Origin of the sequence: Xanthomonas sp. NCPPB 3583 (genome assembly GCF_041475715.2) — a bacterium.
Classification (GTDB): Bacteria; Pseudomonadota; Gammaproteobacteria; order Xanthomonadales; family Xanthomonadaceae; genus Xanthomonas; species Xanthomonas euvesicatoria.
This window is the reverse complement of the sequence record NZ_CM191263.1, coordinates 1,639,128-1,661,826: the sequence shown is the minus strand read 5'-3', so window position 1 is coordinate 1,661,826 and position 22,699 is coordinate 1,639,128. Positions and strand designations below refer to the sequence as shown.

Annotated in this window: 20 protein-coding genes; 15 read left to right on the top strand and 5 right to left on the bottom strand. The window is 65.7% G+C overall.

What is annotated here, in order from left to right; all coding sequences use genetic code 11:
• Positions 1-213: 213 nt before the first annotated feature.
• From dapE to map, 5 genes are all read right to left on the bottom strand, one after another.
• The gene (dapE, locus tag ACCQ07_RS07425; RefSeq protein WP_008576701.1) at positions 214-1,344 is read right to left on the bottom strand and encodes a succinyl-diaminopimelate desuccinylase; all 1,131 of its coding nucleotides are present in this window, start codon (positions 1,342-1,344) and stop codon (positions 214-216) included.
• A 245-nt stretch (positions 1,345-1,589) separates the two neighbouring features.
• On the bottom strand, positions 1,590-1,946 hold the full coding sequence (locus ACCQ07_RS07420) for an arsenate reductase (RefSeq protein ID WP_014089757.1): 357 nt from the start codon (positions 1,944-1,946) through the stop codon (positions 1,590-1,592).
• Positions 1,947-2,138: 192 nt separating this feature from the next.
• On the bottom strand, positions 2,139-3,335 hold the full coding sequence (gene dapD, locus ACCQ07_RS07415; RefSeq protein ID WP_008576699.1) for a 2,3,4,5-tetrahydropyridine-2,6-dicarboxylate N-succinyltransferase: 1,197 nt from the start codon (positions 3,333-3,335) through the stop codon (positions 2,139-2,141).
• A 20-nt stretch (positions 3,336-3,355) separates the two neighbouring features.
• Positions 3,356-5,965 carry a [protein-PII] uridylyltransferase gene (locus tag ACCQ07_RS07410; RefSeq protein WP_071117631.1) on the bottom strand — a complete coding sequence of 870 codons (2,610 nt, stop codon included), beginning with the start codon at positions 5,963-5,965 and terminating at the stop codon, positions 3,356-3,358.
• Complete coding sequence (gene map, locus ACCQ07_RS07405) at positions 5,962-6,738, bottom strand: type I methionyl aminopeptidase (RefSeq protein WP_008576697.1); 777 nt, start codon at positions 6,736-6,738, stop codon at positions 5,962-5,964. The genes ACCQ07_RS07410 and map overlap by 4 nt, the downstream gene beginning before the upstream one ends.
• Before the next feature lie 319 nt (positions 6,739-7,057).
• Here map and ACCQ07_RS07400 point away from each other — a divergent pair, with 319 nt between their 5' ends.
• The 15 genes from ACCQ07_RS07400 to rseP all read left to right on the top strand — a co-directional run bounded on the left by ACCQ07_RS07400 (position 7,058) and on the right by rseP (position 22,644).
• On the top strand, positions 7,058-7,582 hold the full coding sequence (locus tag ACCQ07_RS07400; protein WP_005911736.1) for a Csu type fimbrial protein: 525 nt from the start codon (positions 7,058-7,060) through the stop codon (positions 7,580-7,582).
• Between the two features lie 8 nt (positions 7,583-7,590).
• Positions 7,591-8,361: a fimbrial biogenesis chaperone gene (locus ACCQ07_RS07395; protein ID WP_109290648.1), complete on the top strand. Its 771-nt coding sequence runs from the start codon at positions 7,591-7,593 to the stop codon at positions 8,359-8,361.
• A 16-nt stretch (positions 8,362-8,377) separates the two neighbouring features.
• A complete protein-coding gene (locus tag ACCQ07_RS07390) occupies positions 8,378-10,729 on the top strand; it encodes a fimbria/pilus outer membrane usher protein (RefSeq protein ID WP_071117633.1) in 2,352 nt (783 codons plus the stop codon).
• The gene (locus ACCQ07_RS07385; RefSeq protein ID WP_031421856.1) at positions 10,726-11,760 is read left to right on the top strand and encodes a Csu type fimbrial protein; all 1,035 of its coding nucleotides are present in this window, start codon (positions 10,726-10,728) and stop codon (positions 11,758-11,760) included. The genes ACCQ07_RS07390 and ACCQ07_RS07385 overlap by 4 nt, the downstream gene beginning before the upstream one ends.
• Before the next feature lie 48 nt (positions 11,761-11,808).
• Complete coding sequence (locus ACCQ07_RS07380) at positions 11,809-12,141, top strand: hypothetical protein (protein WP_031421854.1); 333 nt, start codon at positions 11,809-11,811, stop codon at positions 12,139-12,141.
• Between the two features lie 2 nt (positions 12,142-12,143).
• Complete coding sequence (locus ACCQ07_RS07375) at positions 12,144-12,881, top strand: fimbrial biogenesis chaperone (protein ID WP_014089752.1); 738 nt, start codon at positions 12,144-12,146, stop codon at positions 12,879-12,881.
• Positions 12,882-13,258: 377 nt separating this feature from the next.
• Positions 13,259-14,056 carry a 30S ribosomal protein S2 gene (gene rpsB, locus ACCQ07_RS07370; protein WP_011346896.1) on the top strand — a complete coding sequence of 266 codons (798 nt, stop codon included), beginning with the start codon at positions 13,259-13,261 and terminating at the stop codon, positions 14,054-14,056.
• Between the two features lie 169 nt (positions 14,057-14,225).
• Positions 14,226-15,104 (top strand): translation elongation factor Ts, encoded by an 879-nt coding sequence (gene tsf / locus ACCQ07_RS07365; protein ID WP_014089751.1) that lies wholly within the window; start codon positions 14,226-14,228, stop codon positions 15,102-15,104.
• 276 nt (positions 15,105-15,380) lie between these two features.
• Positions 15,381-16,904: a sensor domain-containing diguanylate cyclase gene (locus ACCQ07_RS07360; RefSeq protein WP_065628302.1), complete on the top strand. Its 1,524-nt coding sequence runs from the start codon at positions 15,381-15,383 to the stop codon at positions 16,902-16,904.
• Between the two features lie 106 nt (positions 16,905-17,010).
• Positions 17,011-17,733: a UMP kinase gene (gene pyrH / locus ACCQ07_RS07355; protein ID WP_005911727.1), complete on the top strand. Its 723-nt coding sequence runs from the start codon at positions 17,011-17,013 to the stop codon at positions 17,731-17,733.
• A 187-nt stretch (positions 17,734-17,920) separates the two neighbouring features.
• Positions 17,921-18,478, top strand: a complete 558-nt coding sequence (frr, locus tag ACCQ07_RS07350) for a ribosome recycling factor (protein WP_005921623.1) — start codon at positions 17,921-17,923, stop codon at positions 18,476-18,478.
• A gap of 17 nt (positions 18,479-18,495) precedes the next feature.
• Entirely contained in the window at positions 18,496-19,254 is a 759-nt protein-coding gene (gene uppS / locus ACCQ07_RS07345; protein WP_011346894.1) for a polyprenyl diphosphate synthase, read from the top strand.
• Positions 19,251-20,078, top strand: coding sequence for a phosphatidate cytidylyltransferase (locus ACCQ07_RS07340; RefSeq protein ID WP_014089749.1), 828 nt, complete (start codon positions 19,251-19,253; stop codon positions 20,076-20,078). Before uppS ends, ACCQ07_RS07340 begins: the two co-directional genes overlap by 4 nt.
• Before the next feature lie 2 nt (positions 20,079-20,080).
• Positions 20,081-21,271 (top strand): 1-deoxy-D-xylulose-5-phosphate reductoisomerase, encoded by a 1,191-nt coding sequence (locus ACCQ07_RS07335; protein WP_372165645.1) that lies wholly within the window; start codon positions 20,081-20,083, stop codon positions 21,269-21,271.
• A gap of 26 nt (positions 21,272-21,297) precedes the next feature.
• Entirely contained in the window at positions 21,298-22,644 is a 1,347-nt protein-coding gene (rseP, locus tag ACCQ07_RS07330; RefSeq protein ID WP_209260947.1) for an RIP metalloprotease RseP, read from the top strand.
• Positions 22,645-22,699: the final 55 nt, after the last annotated feature.

Below are 22,699 nucleotides of genomic sequence, written 5' to 3'. Positions count from 1 at the left end.
CATCGGCCGATGCGGGTTTTTCTGGTTCCTGGGCGCTTGGTGGACGTCGCCTAGTCGCAGATCCGCATCGGCCGCGCACGATTATTCGCGCGCAGATTGCTGCGGTTGGCGTTATTGAGGTTGGCGAGGCGAAGGACCATGTCGGCGACGCTAACGGTTCGGTGGTACCGGCGCAACTGTTTCAGTGGCAACGACGGCGTCTGCGTGGCCCGCTCACTCGACCAGCAGGCGCTCGATCAACGTGCGGTACAGCGCCGGTAGCGCCTGCAGGTCGGCGACGCGCACATGCTCGTCGACCTGGTGGATGCTGGCATTGACCGGGCCCACTTCGATGCATTGCGCACCCAGTGGCGCAATGAACCGCGCATCGGAGGTGCCGCCCCCGGTGCTTTCTTCCGGCGGCGCACCGGCGAACTCCCCCAGGACCTCACGCGCGACGCTGCGCAACCGCCCTTCCGGGGTATAGAACGGCTCGCCGCTGCGGTGCCAGCGCAGCGTGTAGTCCAGCGCATGCCGATCGAGCAGCGCGGTGATTTCGGCCTCCAGGCGCGGCGCGTCCCAGTGTGGCGTATAGCGCAGATTGAAGGCCACCTGCAGCTCGCCAGGAATCACGTTATTGGCGCCGGTGCCGGCGTGGATGTTGGAAAGTTGCAGACTGGTGGGCGGAAAGCTTTCGAAGCCGTCGTCCCATTGCCGCGCTACCAGTTCGGCCAGCGCAGGCGCTGCCAGATGGATGGGGTTGCGCGCCTTGTGCGGATACGCCACATGCCCCTGCACACCCTTCACGGTCAACGTGCCGGACAGGCTGCCGCGACGGCCCACGCGCAACAGATCGCCCAGGCGCTCGGTGGACGACGGTTCGCCGGTGATGCACCAGTCGATCGTTTGCCCGCGTTCGCGAAACGCCTCGGCAACCCGGCGCACGCCATCGATGGCATCGCCCTCTTCGTCCGAGGTCAACAGCACCGCCAGCGTGCCGGAGTGCGTTGGGTGTGCAGCGACGAATTGCTCTGCGGCGACCACGAACGCGGCCACGCTGCCTTTCATGTCCGCTGCACCACGCCCATACAACACGCCGTCGCGGATCTGCGGATCGAACGGGTCGCTGGTCCACGCCTCGCGCGGGCCCGGCGGCACCACATCGGTATGCCCGAGCAACACCAGCACCGGCGCACCGCTGCCATGGGTTGCCCACAGATTCTCGACCTCGCCCAGGCGCAAGTGCTCGCAGCCGAAGCCGGCTGCGCGCAGGCGCTGCGCAATCGCGGCCTGGCAACCGGCATCCGCCGGCGTTACCGAGGCACGTGCAATGAGGTCACAGGTCAACTCCAGCACATCGCTCATGAAACGTCACCGCAGTAGGGCCGCAGCGCGGCGTTGATGGAGGGATCGTGTCTGCATCGATCGGCGTGGCTTGAACGCACTTGCAGTGGTGGCAGCTAACCGGTTTGCAGGCAGTCGTCGCGTCATTGCCGGCGCGAGGTCGAACGGCTTGCCCGGCCGATGAGCGCGCGATCAACATGCCAGACATCACGCATCACGACGATAGCGGCAACACCATCCGCAGCACCATCGAAAACCGCAGTCGCTTAGCCAACGCCGAATAGCTTTTTGAAGCCGTTATCGGAAAAGCCCTGATGCAGCGCGCCCTCGTCGGTGATGACAAGCGGCCGCCGGATCAGCTGCGGGTACTCACGCAGCAACAGCTTCCATTCGGCCGCACTGCCCGCCGCCTTGCGGTTGTCCGGCAACTGCCGCCAGGTGGTCGAAGACTTGTTGATCAACACATCGAATCCACCGACCTGCTGCGCCCACGCCGCCAGAGTCTCCGGCTCCGGCTTGTGATCGCGATAGTCGACAAACGTATACGCCACACCAAAACGATCCAGCCACTTGGTGGCTTTCTTGCAGGTATCGCAGTTTTTGAGTCCGTAGAGCGTGGTCATGCGAAATATCCCAAAAGGCGGTTTGCAGAGCCCCTCACTTCTCGAAAGGGGGTGCGATAAAACTGCGTGTAACGCGACCGGCAGGCGATCTCACAAGCGCGCTTGGACGCGCGTGTCATCGCAGCGGCCGAGAGTGCCAAAGGCGCACCCTCGACCGGCGCTGCGCGTCATCTGTTGCCGCCGCGAAGCGGATTAATCCGCCAGACCACGCAACAGTTCGTTGACGCTGGTCTTGCTGCGCGTCTTGGCGTCCACCTGCTTGACGATCACCGCGCAATACAGCGAGTGCGAGCCGTCCTTGGAGGGCAGCTGCCCGGACACCACCACGCTGTACGGCGGCACATAGCCATAGGAAATCTCGCCGGTAGCGCGGTTGTAGATGCGTGTGCTCTGGCCGATGAACACGCCCATGCCGATCACGCTGTGGTGCCCGATGACCACGCCTTCCACCACTTCCGAGCGTGCGCCGATAAAGCAGTGATCTTCGATGATGGTGGGGCTGGCCTGCAGCGGTTCGAGCACGCCGCCGATGCCGGCGCCGCCGGACAAATGGCAGTGCTTGCCGATCTGCGCGCACGACCCCACGGTGGCCCAGGTATCGACCATGGTGCCTTCACCGACATAGGCACCGATGTTGGTGAAACTCGGCATCAGCACCACGTCCTTGCCGAAGTAACTGCCGCGACGCGCCACCGCGCCCGGCACCACGCGCACGCCGGCCTTGCGGAATTCGGCTTCATGGAAGCCGGCAAAGCGCGATTCCACCTTGTCCCAGAACGGCGCCGGCTGCGCTTCGATCACCGCCATCTCGTTGACGCGGAAATACAGCAGCACCGCTTTTTTCAGCCACTCGTTGACGGTCCAGCCGCCCTGCCCGTCCGGCTCGGCGACGCGAAACTGCCCGCTTTCCAGTCCGTCGATCACGCGATTGACAATGGCACGGGTGGAACCGTCGATCTCGTCCATGGTCAGCGTGGCGCGCCGTTCGAATGCGCTTTCGATGCCCAGTTTGAGTTCGTCGCTGCCGACCTGCGTTGCGGCGCTGTGCACGACCTGCTCTGCAATCGGCAGCTTCTTTGCCGCCGCAGCCTTCTTTGCGGCCGGTGCAGCAACCACCTTGGTCGGCTGCTTGGCCACGCGCGGTGCAGCGGACGTCGCGGACTTGCCGCCGGTCTTCCTTGCAGCGGTTTTCGGGCTTGCCGCATCAGATGCAGCAGCCTTTTTGCCGACAGCGGCAGCTGCCGCGCCCTGCTTGCCGACGCCAGCGCCTGGCTTGGAAGCGGCAACAGCCGGCACCTTGGCGGCCTTGGCCGTTGCACTCGCGCGCTTGGACGCTGCGGTGGGGGTGGTCGTGCTCTGCTTGCGCGCGGTCTTCTTGCTGGTGGCCATGGGGTCTCCGGAGTTGCTAGCTAGACAGGGTCAAGGCAGGCGCACAGCGCATCGCGCAGCGCCTGCCGGGCGGATTCGGACAACGGGCGGTCATGCTCGTCGGTGATCTGGAACTGGTCTTCGGCACGCTCGCCAAAGGTGGCGATACGCGCGTCGTGCACGCGCAGGTGCTGCATGCGCAACACGTGCGCGACATCGGCGAGCAGGCCGGGACGGTCGGGTGCGACCAGACTGATGCGGGTGCGGCGGCCGCCGGCGCTTTCGCTGAATTCCACCCGCGGTGCGAAGCGGAAATGGCGCAACTGGCGCGGCACTGCGCGGCGCGCCGGGCGCACCTTGTGCAGATCGCCTGCCAACACCTGACGCAGCGTTGCCGCCAGCCGCTGCGGGTCGCCGTCGGCATAGGTCTCCTGCGGCAACACTTCGAACACGTCGAAGATCGCATCGTGTGGCGCATCCAGCACACGTGCGCGATGGATGCCGTAGCCCTTGCGATCGAGCGTGGCCACGATGGCCGCAAACAGCCCATCGCGGTCCGGCGAATACACGAACACTTCCAGTGCGTCGTTGTCCGGCACCGCACGACGCGCCTTGACCAGGGTCTGGCCGATCTCCACTTCGATCAGCGAGGCCGCCTGCCAGGCCAATTGCTCGGGACGGAAGCGCAGGAAATTCTCGTCCGGCATGCCGGCGAACTGGCGGTCGATGGTGACGTCATCGTGCCCCTGCGCCTGCATCAAGGTACGCGCCGATTCGCGCGCTTCGCGTAGCCGTTCCTCACGCGGCGGCGGGTGTTCCAGGCCTTCGCGCAACGCGCGACGCGCGGCGAAATACAGATCCGCCAACAGCCGGTCTTTCCAGGCGTTCCACAGCTTGGGACTGGTGCCGGCAATATCGGCGCAGGTGAGCAGGTACAGATAGTCCAGACGCTCGCGTGTGCCCACCAAGGTCGCAAAACGGTGAATTACCTCCGGGTCGGAAATGTCCTGCTTCTGCGCGGTGACCGACATGCGCAAGTGCTGCTCCACCAGCCAGGTCACCAGCTCGGTATCGCCTTCGCTCAAGCGGTGCGCCAGGCAGAACGCGCGCGCATCCACCGCGCCCAGTTCCGAATGATCGCCGCCGCGGCCCTTGGCGATGTCGTGGAACAGGCCCGCCAGCAACAGCAGTTCCGGCTTGCGCAGACGCGGCCAGACTTCATGCGCGATGGCGAAACGCTCGTCGGCACGGCCGGCGGCAAACAGCGCGATATTCCGCAGCACCATCAAGGTGTGCTGGTCCACCGTGTAGACATGGAACAGGTCGAACTGCATGCGCCCGGAAACGCTGGCGAATGCCGGAATCCACTGGCCCAGCACGCCCAGCCGCGCCATGCGATTGAGCGTTTCCACCGCACGCGGGCCGCGCAGCAACGCCATGAAGCGTTCCCGGGCCGTTGCATCGGCAATGTCGTACGCCGGCAGATCGCGCAGGACCTCGGCCAGCGCGCGCGCGGTCAGCGAATGCAGTCCGCGCACCTCGCGATGCGCGGCCCATTGCGCAAACAGCGCGAACACCTGCAGCACATCGCCGTCCGGCCAGCTCTCGGCGTCGGCAGCCAGATAGCCGCGGCGCAGGCTGAAGCCGCCGCCCAGCGGCTCCGGCGTCGCTTCGCCATCGAACTGTTCTTCGAAGCGCTGCAACAAGCGGTCGCTGATGCGGCGGATCAGTGCAGCGCTGCGATAAAAGCGCTGCATCATTTTTTCCACGCCCAGGCTTTCCGGGTCGTCGGCGAACCCCAACCGTTCGGCCAGGGTCTTTTGGTAATCGAACCGCAGGCGCTCTTCCGGCCGGTTGGCCACGATGTGCAGACCGAAACGCAGACGGGCAAGTTCTTCGCGCTCGCGACGCAACGCGGCGGCCTCGTCGAAGCCGACATGGCCCAGCCCGACCAGGGCCTCCAGGTCCTTGACCCCGAACGCGCGCAAGGCCATCCAGCCCAGCGTCTGCAGATCGCGCAGACCGCCGGGGCCGTCCTTGATATCCGGCTCGAGATTATCGGCGGTGTCGCCGAAGCGCTGATGGCGCGCCAGCAATTCCTCGCGCTTGGCCTGGAAGAAATCGCGCGGCGGCCACACCTGCGGCGGCGCGATCGCCGTGGCCAGCGCAGCACGCGCCTGGCCGTCGGCCACCAGTGCGCGCGATTCGATCAAGGCAGTGAGCACGGTCTGGTCCGCCGCCGCAGCGGTGCACTGCGCTGGCGAGCGCACCGCGTGACTGATCGGCAAGCCCACATCCCACAGCAGCGCGAACAAGCGTGCCAGGGCCTGCTCGTGCTGCTGTTGCGCGGCGGTGTCGCCCAGCACCAGCACATCCACGTCCGAGCGCGGAAACAATTCGCCGCGCCCATAGCCACCGACCGCATGCAGCGACAAACCGCTGTCGGCCGGAATACAGCGCATCCAGGCATTGCGCATCAATTGGTCGACCGCGCGTGCGCGCAGCGCGACCAGACGCTCGATCGGCTCGCCCTGATCGAAGCGTTTGCACAGGCGCATGTCCGCATGCACCAGCAGCGGACGGGCCTGCGCGGCCCAGTCCGCGTCGCCGGCGACGCCCGGGTCGGGTCGCTCCGCCGGCGTGTCGGTCATACCGGCGCGGGCGAATTGGCCGACAGCGTCAACACATCCACGCCGTCTTCGGTCACCGCAACCATGTGCTCCCACTGCGCAGACAACTTGCGGTCCTTGGTGACCACGGTCCAGCCGTCCGGCAGCGTCTTATGGTGATAGGTGCCTTCGTTGATCATCGGCTCGATGGTGAAGGTCATGCCCGGCTTGAGCACCAACCCTTCGCCCGGGCGGCCGTAATGCATGACCTGCGGCTCGTCGTGATACACCTTGCCGATGCCGTGGCCGCAGTAATCGCGTACCACACTGAAGCGCTCGGCTTCGGCGAACTTCTGGATGGCATGGCCCACATCGCCCAGCGTGGCGCCCGGCTTGACCGCCCGGATGCCGCGCCACATCGCTTCATATGTCGTTTCGACCAAGCGCTTGGCCATCACCGACGGGGTGCCGACGTAGTACATGCGGCTGGTGTCGCCGTGCCAGCCGTCCTTGATGACGGTGACGTCGATATTGACGATGTCGCCGTCCTTCAACACCTTGGCTGCACTCGGGATGCCGTGACAGATCACGTTGTTGACCGAGGTACACACGCTCTTGGGGAAGCCGCGATAACCGACATTGGCGGGGATGGTGCCCTGCACGTTGACGATGTGGTCATGGCAGATGCGGTCCAGCTCGGCAGTGGTCACGCCCGGCTTCACGTGCGGCGCCACCACATCGAGCACCTCGGCGGCCAAGCGGCCGGCGACACGCATCAGTTCGATTTCTTCTTTGGTTTTCAGATTGACGCTCATGGCCACGATTATCGCCGATCCGGGCTGAATCTGAACGACCAGCGCACGCGCTTTTTTTTGCGGACGCAACGACTGGCCTCAAGCGGACCGCACAGCAGGAAACCGGCGCAGCCGCCTATTCATGCGTGACGCCGTGCACACGGCGTCAAAAAACATCTTAACGAAGTCATCCATAGGACATCGCACTTTTGCCAATAAAGCGATTCAGGACAGCTAGATAGCGTGTGAATTCGGCGTTATGTTTGGCACAGCTGATGCATTGCAGGGAAGGCGACGACTCGTCGCGTCATCAATGACCAGAACGGTCAAGGAAATGTCCATGCGTACTGTCCGCCCTGTCCTGCTATCGCTCGGCCTGCTTTCGACCATTGGCATGGCGAGCGCGGCAGACACCACCACCTTCAACGTCAAGATCGCGGTCACCAAGGCCTGCACGATCACCGCCGCATCCGCCACGGACGTCGACTTCGGCTCGGTACTCTCGACCTCGACCGCCAATGCGGACGCCAACGGCAGCGTGACGGCCCAGTGCACCGCGTTGACGCCGTACAACATCGCACTGAGCGCGGGCAGCAATGCCGGGACTGCCAACGACGTCACCACCCGCCGCATGAAAAATACCGACGCGCTGGTGACCACCAACAACTACATCGCCTACCAGCTCTACCAGGATCTGGGCCGCAGCACGGTCTGGGGCAGCACTACCGGCACCAACACGCTCAGCCGCACCGCCACCGGCCTGAACCAGGTCTACCCGGTCTACGGTCGCGTGACCAACCCGTCGGCCAACAACCCTGCGACCGGTAGTTACCAGGACACGATCACTGCCACGATCGTCTATTGAGCCCGCGCATGCCTGTGCATCACCGCCCGTTGTCACGTTTACCTGCCTGGCTGATATCGGCCGGGCTGGCGATGACGCTGGTCATGGCCAACGGCGCCGTGCCGACGCCGGCGCATGCCGCCAGCCTGCAGTTGGCACCCACATCGCTGAGCCTGAGCGCCCAGCAGACCGCCGACGGCCTGTGGCTGAGCAACAGCGGCAGCGCGCCGGTCCAGGTGCAGACCCGCGCCTATCGCTGGACCCAGCGCGATGGGCAGGATCAGCTCGACCCCACCCAGGATCTGCTGGTCAGCCCGCCGATGCGCACCCTGGCCGCTGGCGAGCGCCAGTTGATCCGGGTCATCCGCGCCGGGCCTGCCCCGAGCGGGCAGGAGCAGTGTTACCGCATCATCGTCGACGAGCTGCCCAGTGCCGATGCCGACCGCAAAGGCATGCAGTTCGTGCTGCGTTATTCGGTGCCGATCTTCCTGCTGCCGCCCGGCAACACCGAACCTTCGCCGACCCTGAGCGCGCAGGTGGTTGCCGGCAGCGATGGCAAGGCGCAGATCCAGATCAGAAATACCGGCACCGGCCATGCGCAGGTCGCCGACCTGCGGCACCAGGTCGATGGCGCAACCAAGACCGCGTTGAACGGCTTGGTCGGTTATGTACTGCCCGGGCAGACCATGCGTTGGTCGCTGGGTGCGCCGCTGGCGCAGTTCGGCCGCGGCACCATCATCGCAAGGATCAATGGTGAGGCTGACGAACGTATCTTGTTGGCCGCGCCGACGGCGCCTTGATGCGGCGCGGCTGGCGATGACGCTCCTTGCGACCGCCAGTTGCCTGGGCAGCGCCGCGGCCGGCGATCTGGCCGATGTGACGTCGCTTCCCGATCAGCCGCCACCCAGCGCTACGCCACAGCCGCAAACGCTGTATCTGGACGTGACCTTGAACCAGGCCGACCGCGGCTTGGCACCATTCGAACTGGTCGACGGGCGGCTACGCGGCTCGGTGGAAACCCTGCGCAAACTCGGCTTCATCCTGGCCGACCGCGTGCCTGGCGAATTGGTCGATCTGGACCGCCTGCCCGACGTGGAAGTGCGCTACGACGCGGCGCTGCAGCGGCTGGCGCTGCAGGCGCCGCTGGCGCAGCTGTCGTTGTCCACCACGGTGCTCAAAGCCGAAGAAGTGGCCCCGCCCAGCGCCACTGCATCGCCCGGCATGCTGCTCAATTACGACCTGTATGCCACCCGCAATGCCGGCGTCAGCAGCGCGTCGCTGGCCACCGAAGTGCGCGCGTTCGGCATCGGGCGCGGCATGGTCGATACCACCGCGGTCTTCCTGGCCTACGATCGCCCCCAGGACAAACGCTGGCGCAGCGAAGCGGTGCGTCTGGACAGTGCCTGGCAGATGGATTTCCCGGACAGCGCCACCAGCCTCAGCGTGGGCGATTTCTATAGCGGCTTTGTCGACTGGAGCCGCTCGATCCGCCTGGGCGGCGTGCAGATCGGCCGCAATTACGCCTTGCAACCGTATCGGGTGCTGACGCCGACGCCGAGCTTTCTCGGCGAAGCGGCAGTGCCTTCCACCGTTGAGCTGTATGTGGACGGCTTGCGCCAGTACAGCGGCCAGGTGCCGGCCGGCCCGTTTCAGCTGGCCGCGCAACCGGGCATCAGCGGCACCGGCCAGGCGCAGATCGTGGTGACCGATGCGTTCGGACGCGTGCGTCGGCTGGATTTCGCGTTCTATGGCACACCGCAGTTGCTGGCGCGCGGCATTTCCGAATGGTCGGCCGGCATCGGCCATCTGCGCCGCGACTACGGCGTGCGCTCGTTTTCCTACGACCGACGCCGTGTGGCCAGCGCCACCTTTCGCAAAGGCCTGCGCGACGATTTCACGATCGAAGCGCATGCCGAAACTGGCGGCGGCGTGATCAACGCAGGCGCAGGCGGCGTGTGGCTGCTTGGCGTGGGCGGTGTGGTCAATGCCGCCTACGCGCACAGCCGGATGGACGCGCTACGGGGCGGCCAGTACGTGCTGGGCTACGCCTGGAACAACCGGCGTTTCAACGTCAATCTGGGCAGCCAGCGCACCCATGGCGACTATCGCGACCTGGGCGCATTGCAAGGCGCCCTGCCAGCGCGCGTCAGCGACCGCGCAGCAGTCGGGGTCAACGTCGACCCGATCGGCTCGCTCGGCACCAGCTATGTGCGGCTGAGCTATCCGCAAGGCGATACCTCGCGCTATGCGAGCGTGTTCTGGTCCCGCAGCTTCGGGCGCAACTGGGCGGCCAATCTGTCGGGCAATCAGAATCTGGATGTCTCCAGCGATCGCAGCCTGTACCTGTCGCTGTCGACCACCTTCGGCGAAGTGCGTCAGGCCAGCGCATCGATGCAGCGCAACGGCGAGCGTACCGGCCTGGTGGCCGACGTCAGCCAGCCGCTGCCTGGCGATGGCGATCTGGGCGGCATCGGCTGGCGCCTGCAAGGCCGTGCCGGCGACGACGCCAGCGGCGGGCTGGCCGAACTGGGCTGGTTGAACCGGGTCGGCCGCTACAACCTCGGCGCCGCAACCCAGGACGGCGACAGCTTCGGCTATGCCAGCGCCAGCGGTAGCCTGGTGTGGATGAATGGCCGCACCTTCGCCGCGCGCGATATCCAGGACGCGTTCGCGGTGGTCTCCACCGACGGCCAGCCCGGCATTCCGGTCCGCCTGGAAAACCGCCTGATCGGAGTCACCGACGCGCGCGGCACCCTGCTGGTGACGCCGTTGCAATCGTGGCAGCGCAACCAGCTCTCCATCGACACCTTGAGCCTGCCGGCAGACCTGCGCGTAGACCGTGTCGACACCACGGTGACACCACGCCAGCAATCCGGCGTGGCGGTGCGCTTCGGCATTACCCGCGTGCGCGCCGCCATCATCGTGCTGCACGACGCGCAAGGCGCGCCGCTGCCCGTCGGCAGCGTGGTGCAGCGCGACGGCAGTACCGAACGCGTGGTGGTCGGCTACGACGGCGAAACCTATCTGGACAATCTGCAACGCGACAACCGCATCCTGGTCGACCTGCCCGAGGGCCGTTGCGTTGCGCAGTTCGCGTATCCCGCCGATCCGGGCAGCATTCCGCGGGTGGGGCCGCTGCAGTGCATCCCTGAGCAGACCACGCCATGAGCATGTCCACGCTTTGGCGCCTGATGCTCGCGCTGACGATCGCGATGGTGTGGCTTGGGCCCAGCGAGCGGGCGCACGCAGAGACCACCTGCACCGTCACCCTCGGCACACCGTTGGCATTTGGCAACGTGGCGGCCAACGGCACCACCGATGCAGTGGCAACACTCAACGTTTCCTGCGCGACTGCTGCGCTCAGCGTGCTGGGCTACGTACAAGTCAGCCTCTGCCTGGACCTTGGCCCCGGCAGTGCCAGCAGCGGCGTGTATGCCCCTCGTCGCATGCTCAACTCCACCACCGACAGCCTGGATTTCCAGATCTACAGCGAGGCAACCCGCACGCAGATCTGGGGCGCCACCGGGTCGGCGGCCCCCTCGCCGCGCACCTTGACACTGTCCTACAACGTGCCGGTCATCACCGGCGGCTCGCAGACCGCCACCATCACCGTGTATGGGCGGATTCCGGCCAACCAGATCCTTTCGGTCGGAAACCACACCAGCAGCTTTGGTGGCGCCGACACCGTGCTGCGCTACTCCTACAACGAAAGCATCACCGGGATGCCCTCGCTGCCGAGCAGTTGCACGGCGGGCGGCACCGGCTCCAAGACTGCCAGCAACGCCTTCCCGTTCACTGCCTCGGCCACCGTGCCGGCACGCTGCAATGCCTACGTCACCACCGATCTGGACTTCGGCAGCATTGCCGGCAGCATCGACACCGCCATCGATCGCACCTCCACCATCAGCCTGGCCTGCACCAACCGCACCGCGTGGAATATAGGCCTGGACAATGGCAGCAATGCCAGCGGCAGCGTGCGGCGAATGCGCCACGCCAGCAGCGCCAATTACATCAATTACGAGCTCTACAGCAATACCGGCCGCAGTAATCGGTGGGGTACCGTCATCGGGGTGGATACGCTGGCAGGCACCGGCAACGGCACCACCCAGACAGTCACCGTCTATGGCCGTGCGCCGGCCCCACAACTGCCGATTGCCGGCGCCTATACCGACACGGTGACCGTCTCCATCACTTACTGACAGTTAATAAAGTTCGTATCGGGGGCGTCGCTATTCGTTACGTCTCCAATGCAAACGATTGCCTCCATGACGCAGGTCACCTTCCTGAAGCGCTTGGCCCTGGCTGCTCTCGCTTGCGCCGCGACATCTACCGCGGCGAACGCAGCCACCGCGCGGGGGCCGGAAAATTCCACCCTCCACATCGGCCTGCGTCTGCTCAGCGGTTGCGAACTGCGTACCGCGCCGCCGCGCGCCAGTTGCTCCAGGGGCACGCCAATGGCGATCGCCGAGCCGCCCAGCAGCAATGAGGCACCCGCCGTCACCAGCACCGGCCAGGACGCCAGCGCGCTTGCCGGGCCGCTGCCCGCCGGCAGCGCGCGCATCACCACCATCGCGTTCTAAGCATGGCCACTGCTTGCCACCTTCGCGATCTGTTGGCCTGGGCCCTGGCCTTGGGCTGTATGGCAGCAAGCGGGGCCGCCAGTGCTGCCGAGATCGCCATCGCGCCGACCACCGCGCACATCCCGGCCGACAGCGACCAGGCAACGGTCTGGCTCTACAACCAGGCCGCGCAACCCTGGCGTGCCGACGCCAAGCTCTACCGCTGGCGCCAGGACGGTGAGCGCGAACTCCTCGAGCCAGCCACCGGCGTCACGGTCAGCCCGTCGCACTTCGAAATTCCGTCGCAAGGCCGGCAGCTGTTGCGCGTGATCCGCCTCGGCCCCAGCCCCACGCAGGCCGAAGACAGCTACCGGCTCGTGGTGACCCAGCACGCGATCGGCAACGAGACCGACCTGCTGCGTTATTCCACCCCGGTGTTTGCACAGCCCAGCCAGGCCAGTGCAGCGCAACCGGCGTTGCACGCCAGCCTGGCCGGGCACGGCAGCCAGCGCGCGTTGCGTATCCACAATTCCGGCTCCAGCCATGCGCGCCTGGCCGACCTGGCCTATATCGATGCCGGCGGCACCCGCCGCAACATCCGCGGCGACCTGGCCGGCTACGTCCTCCCCGGCCAGACCCGCCAATGGGCCCTGCCCGCCAACCTGCCCGCCAACCTGCCCGCAGGCAGTGGCCGCTTCGTGGCGCGTATCAACAGCGATATCGAAAGCACGTTGGCGCTGGAGCCGGGAATCGGGAATTGAGAATTGGGAATGGGTCAAGCCGATTGCGCTAGCTGATCGTGGGCTGGTGAAGGCCCAAGCGAACCGGGCTCTGCGATTCCCGATTCCCGATTCCCGCCAATTGCGCCACGCCCACTCGCCAGCTATACTCCGCCGGCTGTTTTGCGTCTCTTGCGCATTGCGTCGTCCACGTCGGACGTCACCGACGAATTCACACCTGCTGCCGCCATCCGCGCCGGGGTGCCCTCACACAGGGTTCGTCGCGGAGGCAACAGGGAAGCCCAACCCCGGAATCGTGTGCGTTTTGATGCGAGCCCCTCGCAACAGCCCGCACATCCATGTGCGGACTTTTCAACAACAAGCCGCGCACGGCGATTCCGCTATCAGGAGTTTTTTCAATGCCCCAAGTCACCATGCGTCAGATGCTGGAAGCCGGCGTCCATTTCGGCCACCAGACCCGCTACTGGAACCCCAAGATGGCGCCGTACATCTTCGGCGCGCGCGGCAAGATCCACATCATCAACCTCGAGAAGACCGTTCCGCTCTTCAACGACGCGATGAACTTCCTCTCCTCGGTTGCGCAGAAGCGCGGCACCGTGCTGTTCCTGGGCACCAAGCGCAGCGCGCGCGAGTCCATCAAGGAAGAAGCCGAGCGTTGCAACATGCCGTTCATGACCCAGCGCTGGCTGGGCGGCACGCTGACCAACTTCCGCACCGTCAAGCAGTCGGTTGCCCGCCTGAAGGAACTGGAAGCGGCTGAAACCGACGGCACCTTCGACAAGCTGGTCAAGCACGAAGTGCTGGGCCTGCGTCGCGAGCGCGAGAAGCTGGACGCCTCGCTCGGTGGCATCAAGGAAATGAACCGCCTGCCCGATGCGATCTTCGTGATCGATATCGGCCATGAAGACATCGCCATCAAGGAAGCCAAGAAGCTCGGCATTCCGGTGATCGCCGTGGTCGACACCAACTACGATCCGGCCCTGGTCGACTACGCCATCCCGGGCAACGACGACGCCATTCGCGCCGTGCAGCTGTACGCACGCGCCGCTGCCGACGCCGTGCTGGAAGGCAAGGCGGCTGCGCCGAACTCCGCTTCGGTGCGCGAAGAAGAGTTCTCGGCCGAGTCCGCCGACGAAGGCAAGGGCCGTCGCGCTCCGGCCAAGAAGGGCGACAAGAAGGCTGACGCCGCCGAGTAATCGGCGTGCAATGCGGCCGCACCATGCTGTGCGGCCGCAGTCCCGACGGCGCCCTCGCGCTCCGTCGCTGAGGCTACTGCATACATCTACGGGGGCGGCGGCATGCCGCACCGTCTCCTACTGGCGGAATCGCTTCCGCCGCACGCATTCGTCCATATGAGGTAATTCCATGGAAATCACTGCTTCCCTGGTCAAGGAACTGCGCGAGCGCACCGGCGCCGGCATGATGGAGTGCAAGAAGGCACTCGTCGAAAACGCAGGAGACATCGACGCCGCGGCCGAGTGGCTGCGCAAGTCGGGCCTGGCCAAGGCCGACAAGAAGGCTGACCGCGTCGCCGCCGAAGGCCGCATCGCCACCGCCCAGGCCGGCGGCAAGGCCGTGCTGGTCGAAGTCAACTCCGAGACCGACTTCGTCGCCAAGGACGAGAACTTCCTGGCCTTCACCGAGGTCGTGGCCAATGCCGCACTGAACTCGAACGCTGCCGATGCCGAAGCGCTCAAGAGCGTCAAGCTCGACAGCGGCGAGACCATCGAAGAGCGTCGCGCTGCGGTGATCGCCAAGGTCGGCGAAAACCTGCAGGTGCGTCGCCTGGTCCGTATCGACAGCGCCAACAACGTCGCGGCCTATGTGCACGGCGGCCGTATCGGCGTGCTGGTCGAACTGAAGGGTGGCGACATCGAGCTGGCGCGCGGCATCGCCATGCACATTGCGGCGATGAACCCGCCGCACGTCAAGGCCTCCGACGTTCCGGCCGAATTCGTTGCCAAGGAAAAGGAAATCGAACTGGCCAAGATGTCCGAAAAGGACAAGGCCAAGCCGGCCGAGATCCTGGAAAAGATCATCAGCGGCAAGATCAGCAAGATCGTCAACGAAGTGACGCTGTACGGCCAGCCGTACGTGCTCAACACCGACCAGACCGTCGAGCAGGCAGTCAAGGCCGCCGGCGCCGACGTGATCGGCTTCCAGCGCCTGGCCGTTGGCGAAGGCATCGAGAAGGTGGTGGAAGACTACGCCGCCGAAGTGATGAAGCAGGCCGGCCTGGCCTGATCTTCCCCGCTCGGAAAAAAGCCGCGGCATGCCGCGGCTTTTTTTTGCCTGTCGGTCGCGCATCCGCACACTGGCGCGAACCTGAAGCGAACGCATCCGGCACGGCGGCAAGCGGCCTCAACTCTACAGATGTCATCGGCATTGCCGTTACCTGAAGATGCCGACCAGGTTCTGGCGTTCCATCACGCATGTTTTGTGGCGCGGCGATGGCGGAGCATGGCGCGCCCTACTCAACGACCGCAGCTGTATGCTTGTGGCCACTGTTGGCGATGACTCATGCAACCAGATCTCCAGGCCGCCCTGCACTACTGCCGTAACCTGCCCTCGCCGCCCGGCGTTGCGTTGCGCATCATCGAACTTGCGCAGGATCCGGACGTGGACATGACCACCACGGCCAAGGTCATCGGCATGGACATGGCATTGAGCGCACGTATGCTGCGGGTGGCCAATTCGCCGCTCTACGCCAGTCGCCGCCGCATCGACAATCTCGGCCAGGCGCTGACCATGCTCGGCCTCAACGCGACCTTGAGCCTGGCACTGGGCTTTTCGATGGTGCACGGCGTGCGCAGCACCTTCATCGCCCACCCCTTGCACGAGCGCATCTGGCGCCGCGCCGGCCTATGCGCGCTGGCCAGTCGCATCCTCGGCCAGGCCTACGGCATCCGCAAACCCGAAGAATTGATGCTGGCGGGCCTGCTGCAGGACATCGGCAAGCTGGCCCTGCTGCAGGGCGCGCCCGATCTGTACGGGCCGCTGCTGGAACAGGCCGCCGACAACACCGCGCTGCTGGTTGCCGAACGCGAACAGCTGGGCGCCACGCATGCCGAAGTCGGCGCCTGGCTGGCGCATCAGTGGCAGCTGCCGCCGTATCTGCAGAATGCGATTGCGCAGAGCGAAGAAGAACCGGCAGGCCTGGAACCGTTCATGGCCTGCGTGGCGCTATCCGGGCGCCTGGCCGATATCTGGCTCTCGGCCAGTGCGGTCACTGCAACCGAACATGCGCAGCAGCAGGCGCAGGACGTGCTGGAGCTCGATGCCGAACGCTTCGAAAAAGTGATCGAACGCATCGCCGAATCGCTGCCGGAACTGGAGGCGCTGTTCGACATCCGCGTGCCGCAGCCCGAGCACATCCAGATGATCTTCGAGCAGGCGCGTGAACTGGCGATGCTGCGCAGTCTGCGCGAATTGCAGGACGTGGCCGAAGCGCGCCGGCATGCCGACGAATCGGAAAACCGCATGCGTCATCTGGCCGAACAGGCCAGCCGCGATGCGTTGACCGGGGTATTCAATCGGCATCAGCTCGGTACCGCGCTGACGCATGAGTTCGAACTGGCCTCGCGCCAGGGCTGGCCGCTGTCGATCGCCTTCATCGACCTGGACGAGTTCAAGCGCGTCAACGATGCGCACGGACATCTGGTCGGCGATGAAGTGTTGCGCAATTTCGCGCAAACGCTGCAACGCATGGTGCGCACCAGCGACCTGGTGGCGCGCTACGGCGGCGAAGAATTCCTGGTGATCCTGCCCAATACACCTGCCGATGCGGCGCTGATGGTGATCGAACGCATCCTGGCCGAAACCGCGCGTACGCCGATGGCGCAACTGCAGGGCGGCCCATTGCATATCACCTTCTCTGCGGGTCTTGCCACGCACGGCGGTGCCGAGCGCCAGTTCGACAGCATCGACCATCTGTTGCAGGCCGCCGACAGCACGCTGTATCGCTCCAAGCATCGCGGCCGCAACCGCGTCACCGCGTACGATGCGACCGATGTACCAACGCCGCCGAACCCGCGCGCGCATTGAGCAACCGGTCACGCCACTGCCAACAAAGGAATTTTTACCACGCCAGGTGACAGGCTTCCGCTAGAATTGCCGGCGTTTGCCGATCCCCCACCCCCGAGGTTTCCCAATGTCCGAACTTTCCTATCGCCGCATTCTTCTCAAACTTTCCGGGGAGGCGCTGATGGGGGACGGGGATTACGGCATCGACCCCAAGGTCATCAATCGCCTGGCGCATGAAGTGATCGAAGCCCAGCAGGCCGGCGCGCAGGTGGCGCTGGTGATCGGCGGTGGCAACATCTTCCGCGGCGCCGGCCTGGCTGCCAGCGGCATGGACCGCGTCACCGGCGACCACATGGGCATGCTGGCCACGGTGATCAACGCGCTGGCGATGCAGGATGCGCTGGAAAAGCTCGGCGCCAAGGTGCGCGTGATGAGCGCCATCAAGATCAACGATGTCTGCGAAGACTTCATCCGTCGCCGCGCGATCCGTCACCTGGAGAAGGGCCGCATCGCGATCTTCGCCGCCGGCACCGGCAACCCGTTCTTCACCACCGACTCGGGCGCAGCGCTGCGCGCGATCGAGATCGGTGCCGACCTGCTGCTCAAGGCAACCAAGGTCGACGGCGTGTACGACAAGGACCCGAAGAAGCACACCGATGCGGTGCGCTACGACAGCCTGACCTACGACCAGGTGATCCTGCAGGGCCTGGAAGTGATGGATACCGCCGCCTTCGCACTGGCGCGCGACAGCGACCTGCCGCTGCGCATCTTCGGCATGAGCGAACCGGGCGTGCTGCTGCGCATCCTGCACGGCGAGCAGATCGGCACGTTGGTGCAGGGCCGCAGCTGAGGTCGGGAATCGGGATTGGGGAATCGCAAGAGCGCATGGCCGCAGGCTGCACAGCGATCTCCAACCCGGCGCCCGGCGTGAAAAGGGGCGCCAAGTGAACCGGCTGCGCGGGTGCTGACGGCCCGCGAGTCGTGAAACCCCAGTCCCGGCTATAATCCCCGGATTCAGCTCCACACGGATTCCGGCGATGCTCACCCAGATCAAACAAGACGCGCAGACGCGCATGACCAAGAGCATCGATGCTCTGCGCCATTCCCTCACCACCATCCGCACCGGCCGTGCCTCGCCGGCGCTGCTGGACGGTATCAAGGTCAAGGCCTACGGCGCCGATACGCCCCTGAATCAGGTTGCCAGCATCAGCGTGTCCGAAGGCCGCTCGCTGGTCATCAGCCTGTTCGACAAGGGCATGATCAAGGACGTGGAAAAAGCCATTTACGCTTCGGATCTGGGCCTGACCCCGACCGTGGTCGGCACCGTGATCCGCCTGAACCTGCCGCCGCTGACCGAGGAGCGCCGCAAGGAGCTCAGCAAGTCCGTGCATGGCGAGGGCGAAGACAGCAAGGTCGCCATTCGCAACATCCGCCGCGACGCCAACCAGCAGGTCAAGGATCTGCTCAAGGACAAGGCCGTCACCGAAGACGAAGCCCGCAGCGCCGAGGACGATATCCAGAAGCTCACCGACAAGGCCATCAAGGACGTGGATGAGGTCGTCAAGGGCAAGGAACAGGAATTGATGACGGTCTGATCGTGGCATCGCCTGCCATGCATCCAGTCCCTTCTGCTGCTGTGCCGCGCCACATCGCCATCATCATGGATGGCAATGGGCGTTGGGCGCAGCGTCGGCGGCGTCCGCGCATGATCGGCCATCGCGCCGGCGCGCGCGCGGTCAATCGCACGATCGATTTCTGCCTGGAAAAAGGCGTGTCGGCGCTGACCCTGTTCGCGTTTTCCAGTGAAAACTGGGGCCGTCCGCAGGATGAGGTCGACGCGCTGATGAAGCTGTTCCTGCATGCGCTCGACCGCGAGGTCGAAGAACTGCAGCGACGTGGCGTGCAGGTGCGCTTCATCGGCGACCGCAGCCGCTTTGCCGCACCATTGCGCGAGCGCATGGCCGGCGCCGAGCGCAGCACCGCAACGAACTCGCGGCTGGTGCTGAGCATCGCAGCCAGCTACGGCGGCCGCCAGGACATCGCAGCGGCTGCCCGCGCATTGGCCGAAGACGTCGCTGCAGGCCGCCTGCAGCCAGAGCAGATCGACGAAGCGCTGTTGTCCAGCCGGGTCGCCCTGGCCGACCTGCCCGCGCCGGACCTGTTCATCCGCACCGGTGGCGATACCCGCATCAGCAATTTCCTGTTGTGGCAGCTGGCTTACACCGAGCTGTGGTTCACCGAAACCCTGTGGCCGGAGTTCGATGCCGGCGTGCTGCAGCAAGCGCTGGACGACTTTGCCGGGCGTGAACGCCGCTTCGGCCTGACCAGCGCACAGATCGCCGACAAGGCGACGGAGAGCTCCTCCGCATGACCAAGACTCGCGTGATTGCCGCGCTGATCATGGCGCCGCTCGCGATTTGCGCGATCGTGCTGCTGCCCACCCAATGGCTGGCAGCGCTGGCGGCGGTCCTGTTCCTGACCGGCCTGTGGGAGTGGCTCAAGCTCTCCGGGATCGACGACAGCCTGCCGCGCACCGTGCTTTTGACGCTCAACCTGCTGCTGATGGTGCTGATGGTGTGGGCCTCGGCCGGCTCGATGGTGCTGTTCCAGATTGCGTCGTTGGTCGGCGTGGCGTGGTGGCTGTTGGCGCTGCTGTGGCTGCGCTTTTTCACCTTCGGCGCCGATCATGGCAACGGCCAGGCGCGCGCACTCAAGCTGGCCGCCGGCACCCTGGCAGTGCTGCCGGCGTGGGCGGCGCTGGTGCTGCTGCATGCCAGCCCGGACAAGGGCAACCTGTGGTTGCTGACCGCGCTGACCATGGTGTGGGCGGCTGACTCCGGTGCCTATTTCGCCGGCCGCGCGTTCGGCAAGCACAAGCTGGCGCCGCGGGTCAGCCCCAACAAGACCATCGAAGGGTTGCTCGGAGGCCTGATCGCCGGCATTGCGGTTGCCTGCGCGTTCGGCTGGCTAGCCGGGCTGACGCTGGCACATGTGCCGCAGCTGGTGCTGGTCTCCGCACTGGCGGTGCTGGCATCGGTGCTGGGCGACCTGTTCGAAAGCCTGCTCAAGCGCCACGCCGGCGCCAAGGACTCGGGCACGCTGATTCCGGGCCATGGCGGCGTGCTGGACCGCATCGATGGCGTGCTCGCTGCCCTGCCGGTGTTCGCACTCGGCAAGGAAATTCTCGGATTCTAGGCATGGCTGGCTCCTCTCTCCGTCAGGTCGCCGTGTTCGGCGCCACCGGCTCGATCGGCGCATCGGCACTGGACGTGATCGCGCGTCACCCCGAGCGGCTGCGCGCCAGCGTGCTGTCGGCCGGCAGCAAGGTCGATGAGCTGCTGGCGATGTGCGCCACCCACCGGCCTGCGCATGCGGTGATTGCCGATGCAGCGCTGTATCCCGCGCTGCGCGATGGCCTGCGCGCGCTGGGCCTGGCGACTCAGGCGCACGCCGGCGCCGAGGCGTTGGACGCACTGGCGAGCGGCGATGCGTGCGACACCGTGGTGGCGGCGATCGTGGGTGCGGCCGGGCTGCCGTCTACGCTGGCGGCAGCGCGCGCCGGCAAGCGTCTGTTGCTGGCCAACAAGGAATCGCTGGTGCTGGCCGGCGAGCTGCTGACCCGCACCGCAGCCGCCGCCGGCGCTGAAATCATTCCGATCGACAGCGAACACAGCGCCATCTTCCAGTGCCTGCGCTCCTGCGACGCCAGCCGCGGCGTGCGCCGGGTCATCCTGACTGCCTCCGGTGGCCCGTTCCGCGGCCGCGACCGCGCGGCACTTGCCGCGGTCACGCCCGCGCAGGCAGTGGCGCATCCCAAGTGGTCGATGGGCCCGAAGATCTCGGTGGATTCGGCAACCCTGATGAACAAGGGCCTGGAAGTCATCGAGGCGCATCACCTGTTCGGACTGCCGGGCGAGCAGATCGATGTGCTGGTGCATCCGCAGAGCCTGGTGCATTCGCTGGTGGAATTCGTCGACGGCTCCACGCTTGCCCAGCTTGGCCTGCCGGACATGCGTACCACCCTGGCGGTGGGCTTGGCCTGGCCGGAGCGGGTCGACTCCGGCGTCGGCGGGCTGGACCTGCTTCGCCAGGGCCGGCTGGATTTCGAGGCCCCCGACACCGCCGCGTTCCCATGTCTGCGCCTGGCCTGGGAAGCGTTACGGGCCGGCGGCACCGCCCCGGCGATCCTGAACGCGGCCAATGAAGTGGCTGTTTCAGCCTTTCTTCAGGGCCAGGTGGGTTTCCTAGCGATCCCTGCGTTGGTCGAACACACACTGACAACGCTCCCGCGGCACAATGCCGACTCCCTCGACACCCTGCTTTTTGCCGATGCGCAAGCCCGGCAAATCACTGAACGCGCCCTCGCCCACCACGCCCTTCATGCCTGATCGTTCCACGCACGCGAGCTGCACACATGGGTGATTTCATCGGTTCGGTCTGGTGGATGATCGTCAGCCTGGGCGTGTTGGTGACCTTTCACGAATTCGGGCATTTCTGGGTCGCGCGGCGCTGCGGCGTCAAGGTGCTGCGCTTTTCGGTGGGCTTCGGCAAACCGCTGTGGATGCGCCGCGACCGCCACGGCACCGAGTTCGTGGTTGCCGCGATTCCGCTGGGCGGCTACGTCAAAATGCTCGACGAGCGCGAAGGCGACGTGCATCCGGCCGAGCAGGACCAAGCCTTCAATCGCAAGACCGTGTGGCAGCGCATCGCGATCGTCGCAGCCGGTCCAATTGCCAACCTGTTGCTGTGCATGGCGATGCTGTGGGCGATGTTCGTGGTAGGCAAGCAGGATTATTCGGCAACCATTGGTCGGGCCGATGGCCTGGCCGCCGAGGCCGGGCTGGGCCCGGGCGAGCGCATCGTGCGCATCGACGGTCGCAGCGTGAGCAGCTGGAGCGATGCCAGCATGCAGCTCACCACTGCGGCAATGGACAGGCGCGATGTCCGCGTCCTGACCACCTCTGACACTGCGGGCAGCAGTGAGCACACCTTGCGCTTGTCGCAGCTGCCGCTCGGTTTCGACGAACGCCGCGTGGCCGCACTGGCCGGCATCGGCTGGCAGTTCATGCTGCAGCCACCGGTGATTGCCGAAGTGGTGAAGGGCTCGGTGGCCGATGGCCTGCTCAAGCCGGGCGACCGCATCATGGCCATCGACGGCCAGCCAATCCGCTCGGCCGAAGACATCATTCCGCAAGTGCAGGCATTGGGCGCCCACGGTGGGCCGGGCATGATCGAGGTGGCGCGCGGCGAAGACCGGCTGGCGCTGGAAATTGCCCCGCGCAAGTCGCCGCAGGGCCAATGGATGATCGGCGTGCGTCCGGCCGCCGCGCCGGCTCCGGAATACGACAGCCGCCAGCAGTACGGGCTGTTCGCCGCCGTGCCGGCTGCGATCCGCGAAACCGGTCGGATGACCGCCGACTCGCTGGGCATGATGAAGCGCATGCTGACCGGCCAGGCCTCGGTCAAGAACATCTCCGGCCCGGTCACCATTGCGCGTGCCGCCAACGCCTCGGCCGAACGCGGGCTCGACTGGTTCCTGTATTTCCTCGGATTGCTGTCGCTCAGCCTTGCGATCATCAACCTGATGCCCATCCCGATCTTGGACGGTGGGCATCTGCTGTATTACCTTATCGAGTTGATCAAGGGCAGCCCGATCAGCGAACGGGCCATGATTGCCGGACAATACGTCGGCCTGGCGGTCCTGGCCGGGTTGATGGGACTGGCGTTCTACAACGACATCCTCGGCCTGGTTCCACGATGAAGCTGCTCCACTCTTTCCGCCTGTTGTCGTCGTCATACGCCGGCATCCAGCAACA

Excerpts from the sequence above, each read along its gene's own strand:
- dapE (WP_008576701.1), bottom strand. The coding sequence starts at position 1,344 with ATGAGCGATGTGCTGGAGTTGACCTGTGACCTCATTGCACGTGCCTCG.
- ACCQ07_RS07420 (WP_014089757.1), bottom strand. The coding sequence starts at position 1,946 with ATGACCACGCTCTACGGACTCAAAAACTGCGATACCTGCAAGAAAGCC.
- dapD (WP_008576699.1), bottom strand. The coding sequence starts at position 3,335 with ATGGCCACCAGCAAGAAGACCGCGCGCAAGCAGAGCACGACCACCCCC.
- ACCQ07_RS07410 (WP_071117631.1), bottom strand. The coding sequence starts at position 5,965 with ATGACCGACACGCCGGCGGAGCGACCCGACCCGGGCGTCGCCGGCGAC.
- map (WP_008576697.1), bottom strand. The coding sequence starts at position 6,738 with ATGAGCGTCAATCTGAAAACCAAAGAAGAAATCGAACTGATGCGTGTC.
- ACCQ07_RS07400 (WP_005911736.1), top strand. The coding sequence starts at position 7,058 with ATGCGTACTGTCCGCCCTGTCCTGCTATCGCTCGGCCTGCTTTCGACC.
- ACCQ07_RS07395 (WP_109290648.1), top strand. The coding sequence starts at position 7,591 with ATGCCTGTGCATCACCGCCCGTTGTCACGTTTACCTGCCTGGCTGATA.
- ACCQ07_RS07390 (WP_071117633.1), top strand. The coding sequence starts at position 8,378 with ATGACGCTCCTTGCGACCGCCAGTTGCCTGGGCAGCGCCGCGGCCGGC.
- ACCQ07_RS07385 (WP_031421856.1), top strand. The coding sequence starts at position 10,726 with ATGAGCATGTCCACGCTTTGGCGCCTGATGCTCGCGCTGACGATCGCG.
- ACCQ07_RS07380 (WP_031421854.1), top strand. The coding sequence starts at position 11,809 with ATGCAAACGATTGCCTCCATGACGCAGGTCACCTTCCTGAAGCGCTTG.
- ACCQ07_RS07375 (WP_014089752.1), top strand. The coding sequence starts at position 12,144 with ATGGCCACTGCTTGCCACCTTCGCGATCTGTTGGCCTGGGCCCTGGCC.
- rpsB (WP_011346896.1), top strand. The coding sequence starts at position 13,259 with ATGCCCCAAGTCACCATGCGTCAGATGCTGGAAGCCGGCGTCCATTTC.
- tsf (WP_014089751.1), top strand. The coding sequence starts at position 14,226 with ATGGAAATCACTGCTTCCCTGGTCAAGGAACTGCGCGAGCGCACCGGC.
- ACCQ07_RS07360 (WP_065628302.1), top strand. The coding sequence starts at position 15,381 with ATGCAACCAGATCTCCAGGCCGCCCTGCACTACTGCCGTAACCTGCCC.
- pyrH (WP_005911727.1), top strand. The coding sequence starts at position 17,011 with ATGTCCGAACTTTCCTATCGCCGCATTCTTCTCAAACTTTCCGGGGAG.
- frr (WP_005921623.1), top strand. The coding sequence starts at position 17,921 with ATGCTCACCCAGATCAAACAAGACGCGCAGACGCGCATGACCAAGAGC.
- uppS (WP_011346894.1), top strand. The coding sequence starts at position 18,496 with ATGCATCCAGTCCCTTCTGCTGCTGTGCCGCGCCACATCGCCATCATC.
- ACCQ07_RS07340 (WP_014089749.1), top strand. The coding sequence starts at position 19,251 with ATGACCAAGACTCGCGTGATTGCCGCGCTGATCATGGCGCCGCTCGCG.
- ACCQ07_RS07335 (WP_372165645.1), top strand. The coding sequence starts at position 20,081 with ATGGCTGGCTCCTCTCTCCGTCAGGTCGCCGTGTTCGGCGCCACCGGC.
- rseP (WP_209260947.1), top strand. The coding sequence starts at position 21,298 with ATGGGTGATTTCATCGGTTCGGTCTGGTGGATGATCGTCAGCCTGGGC.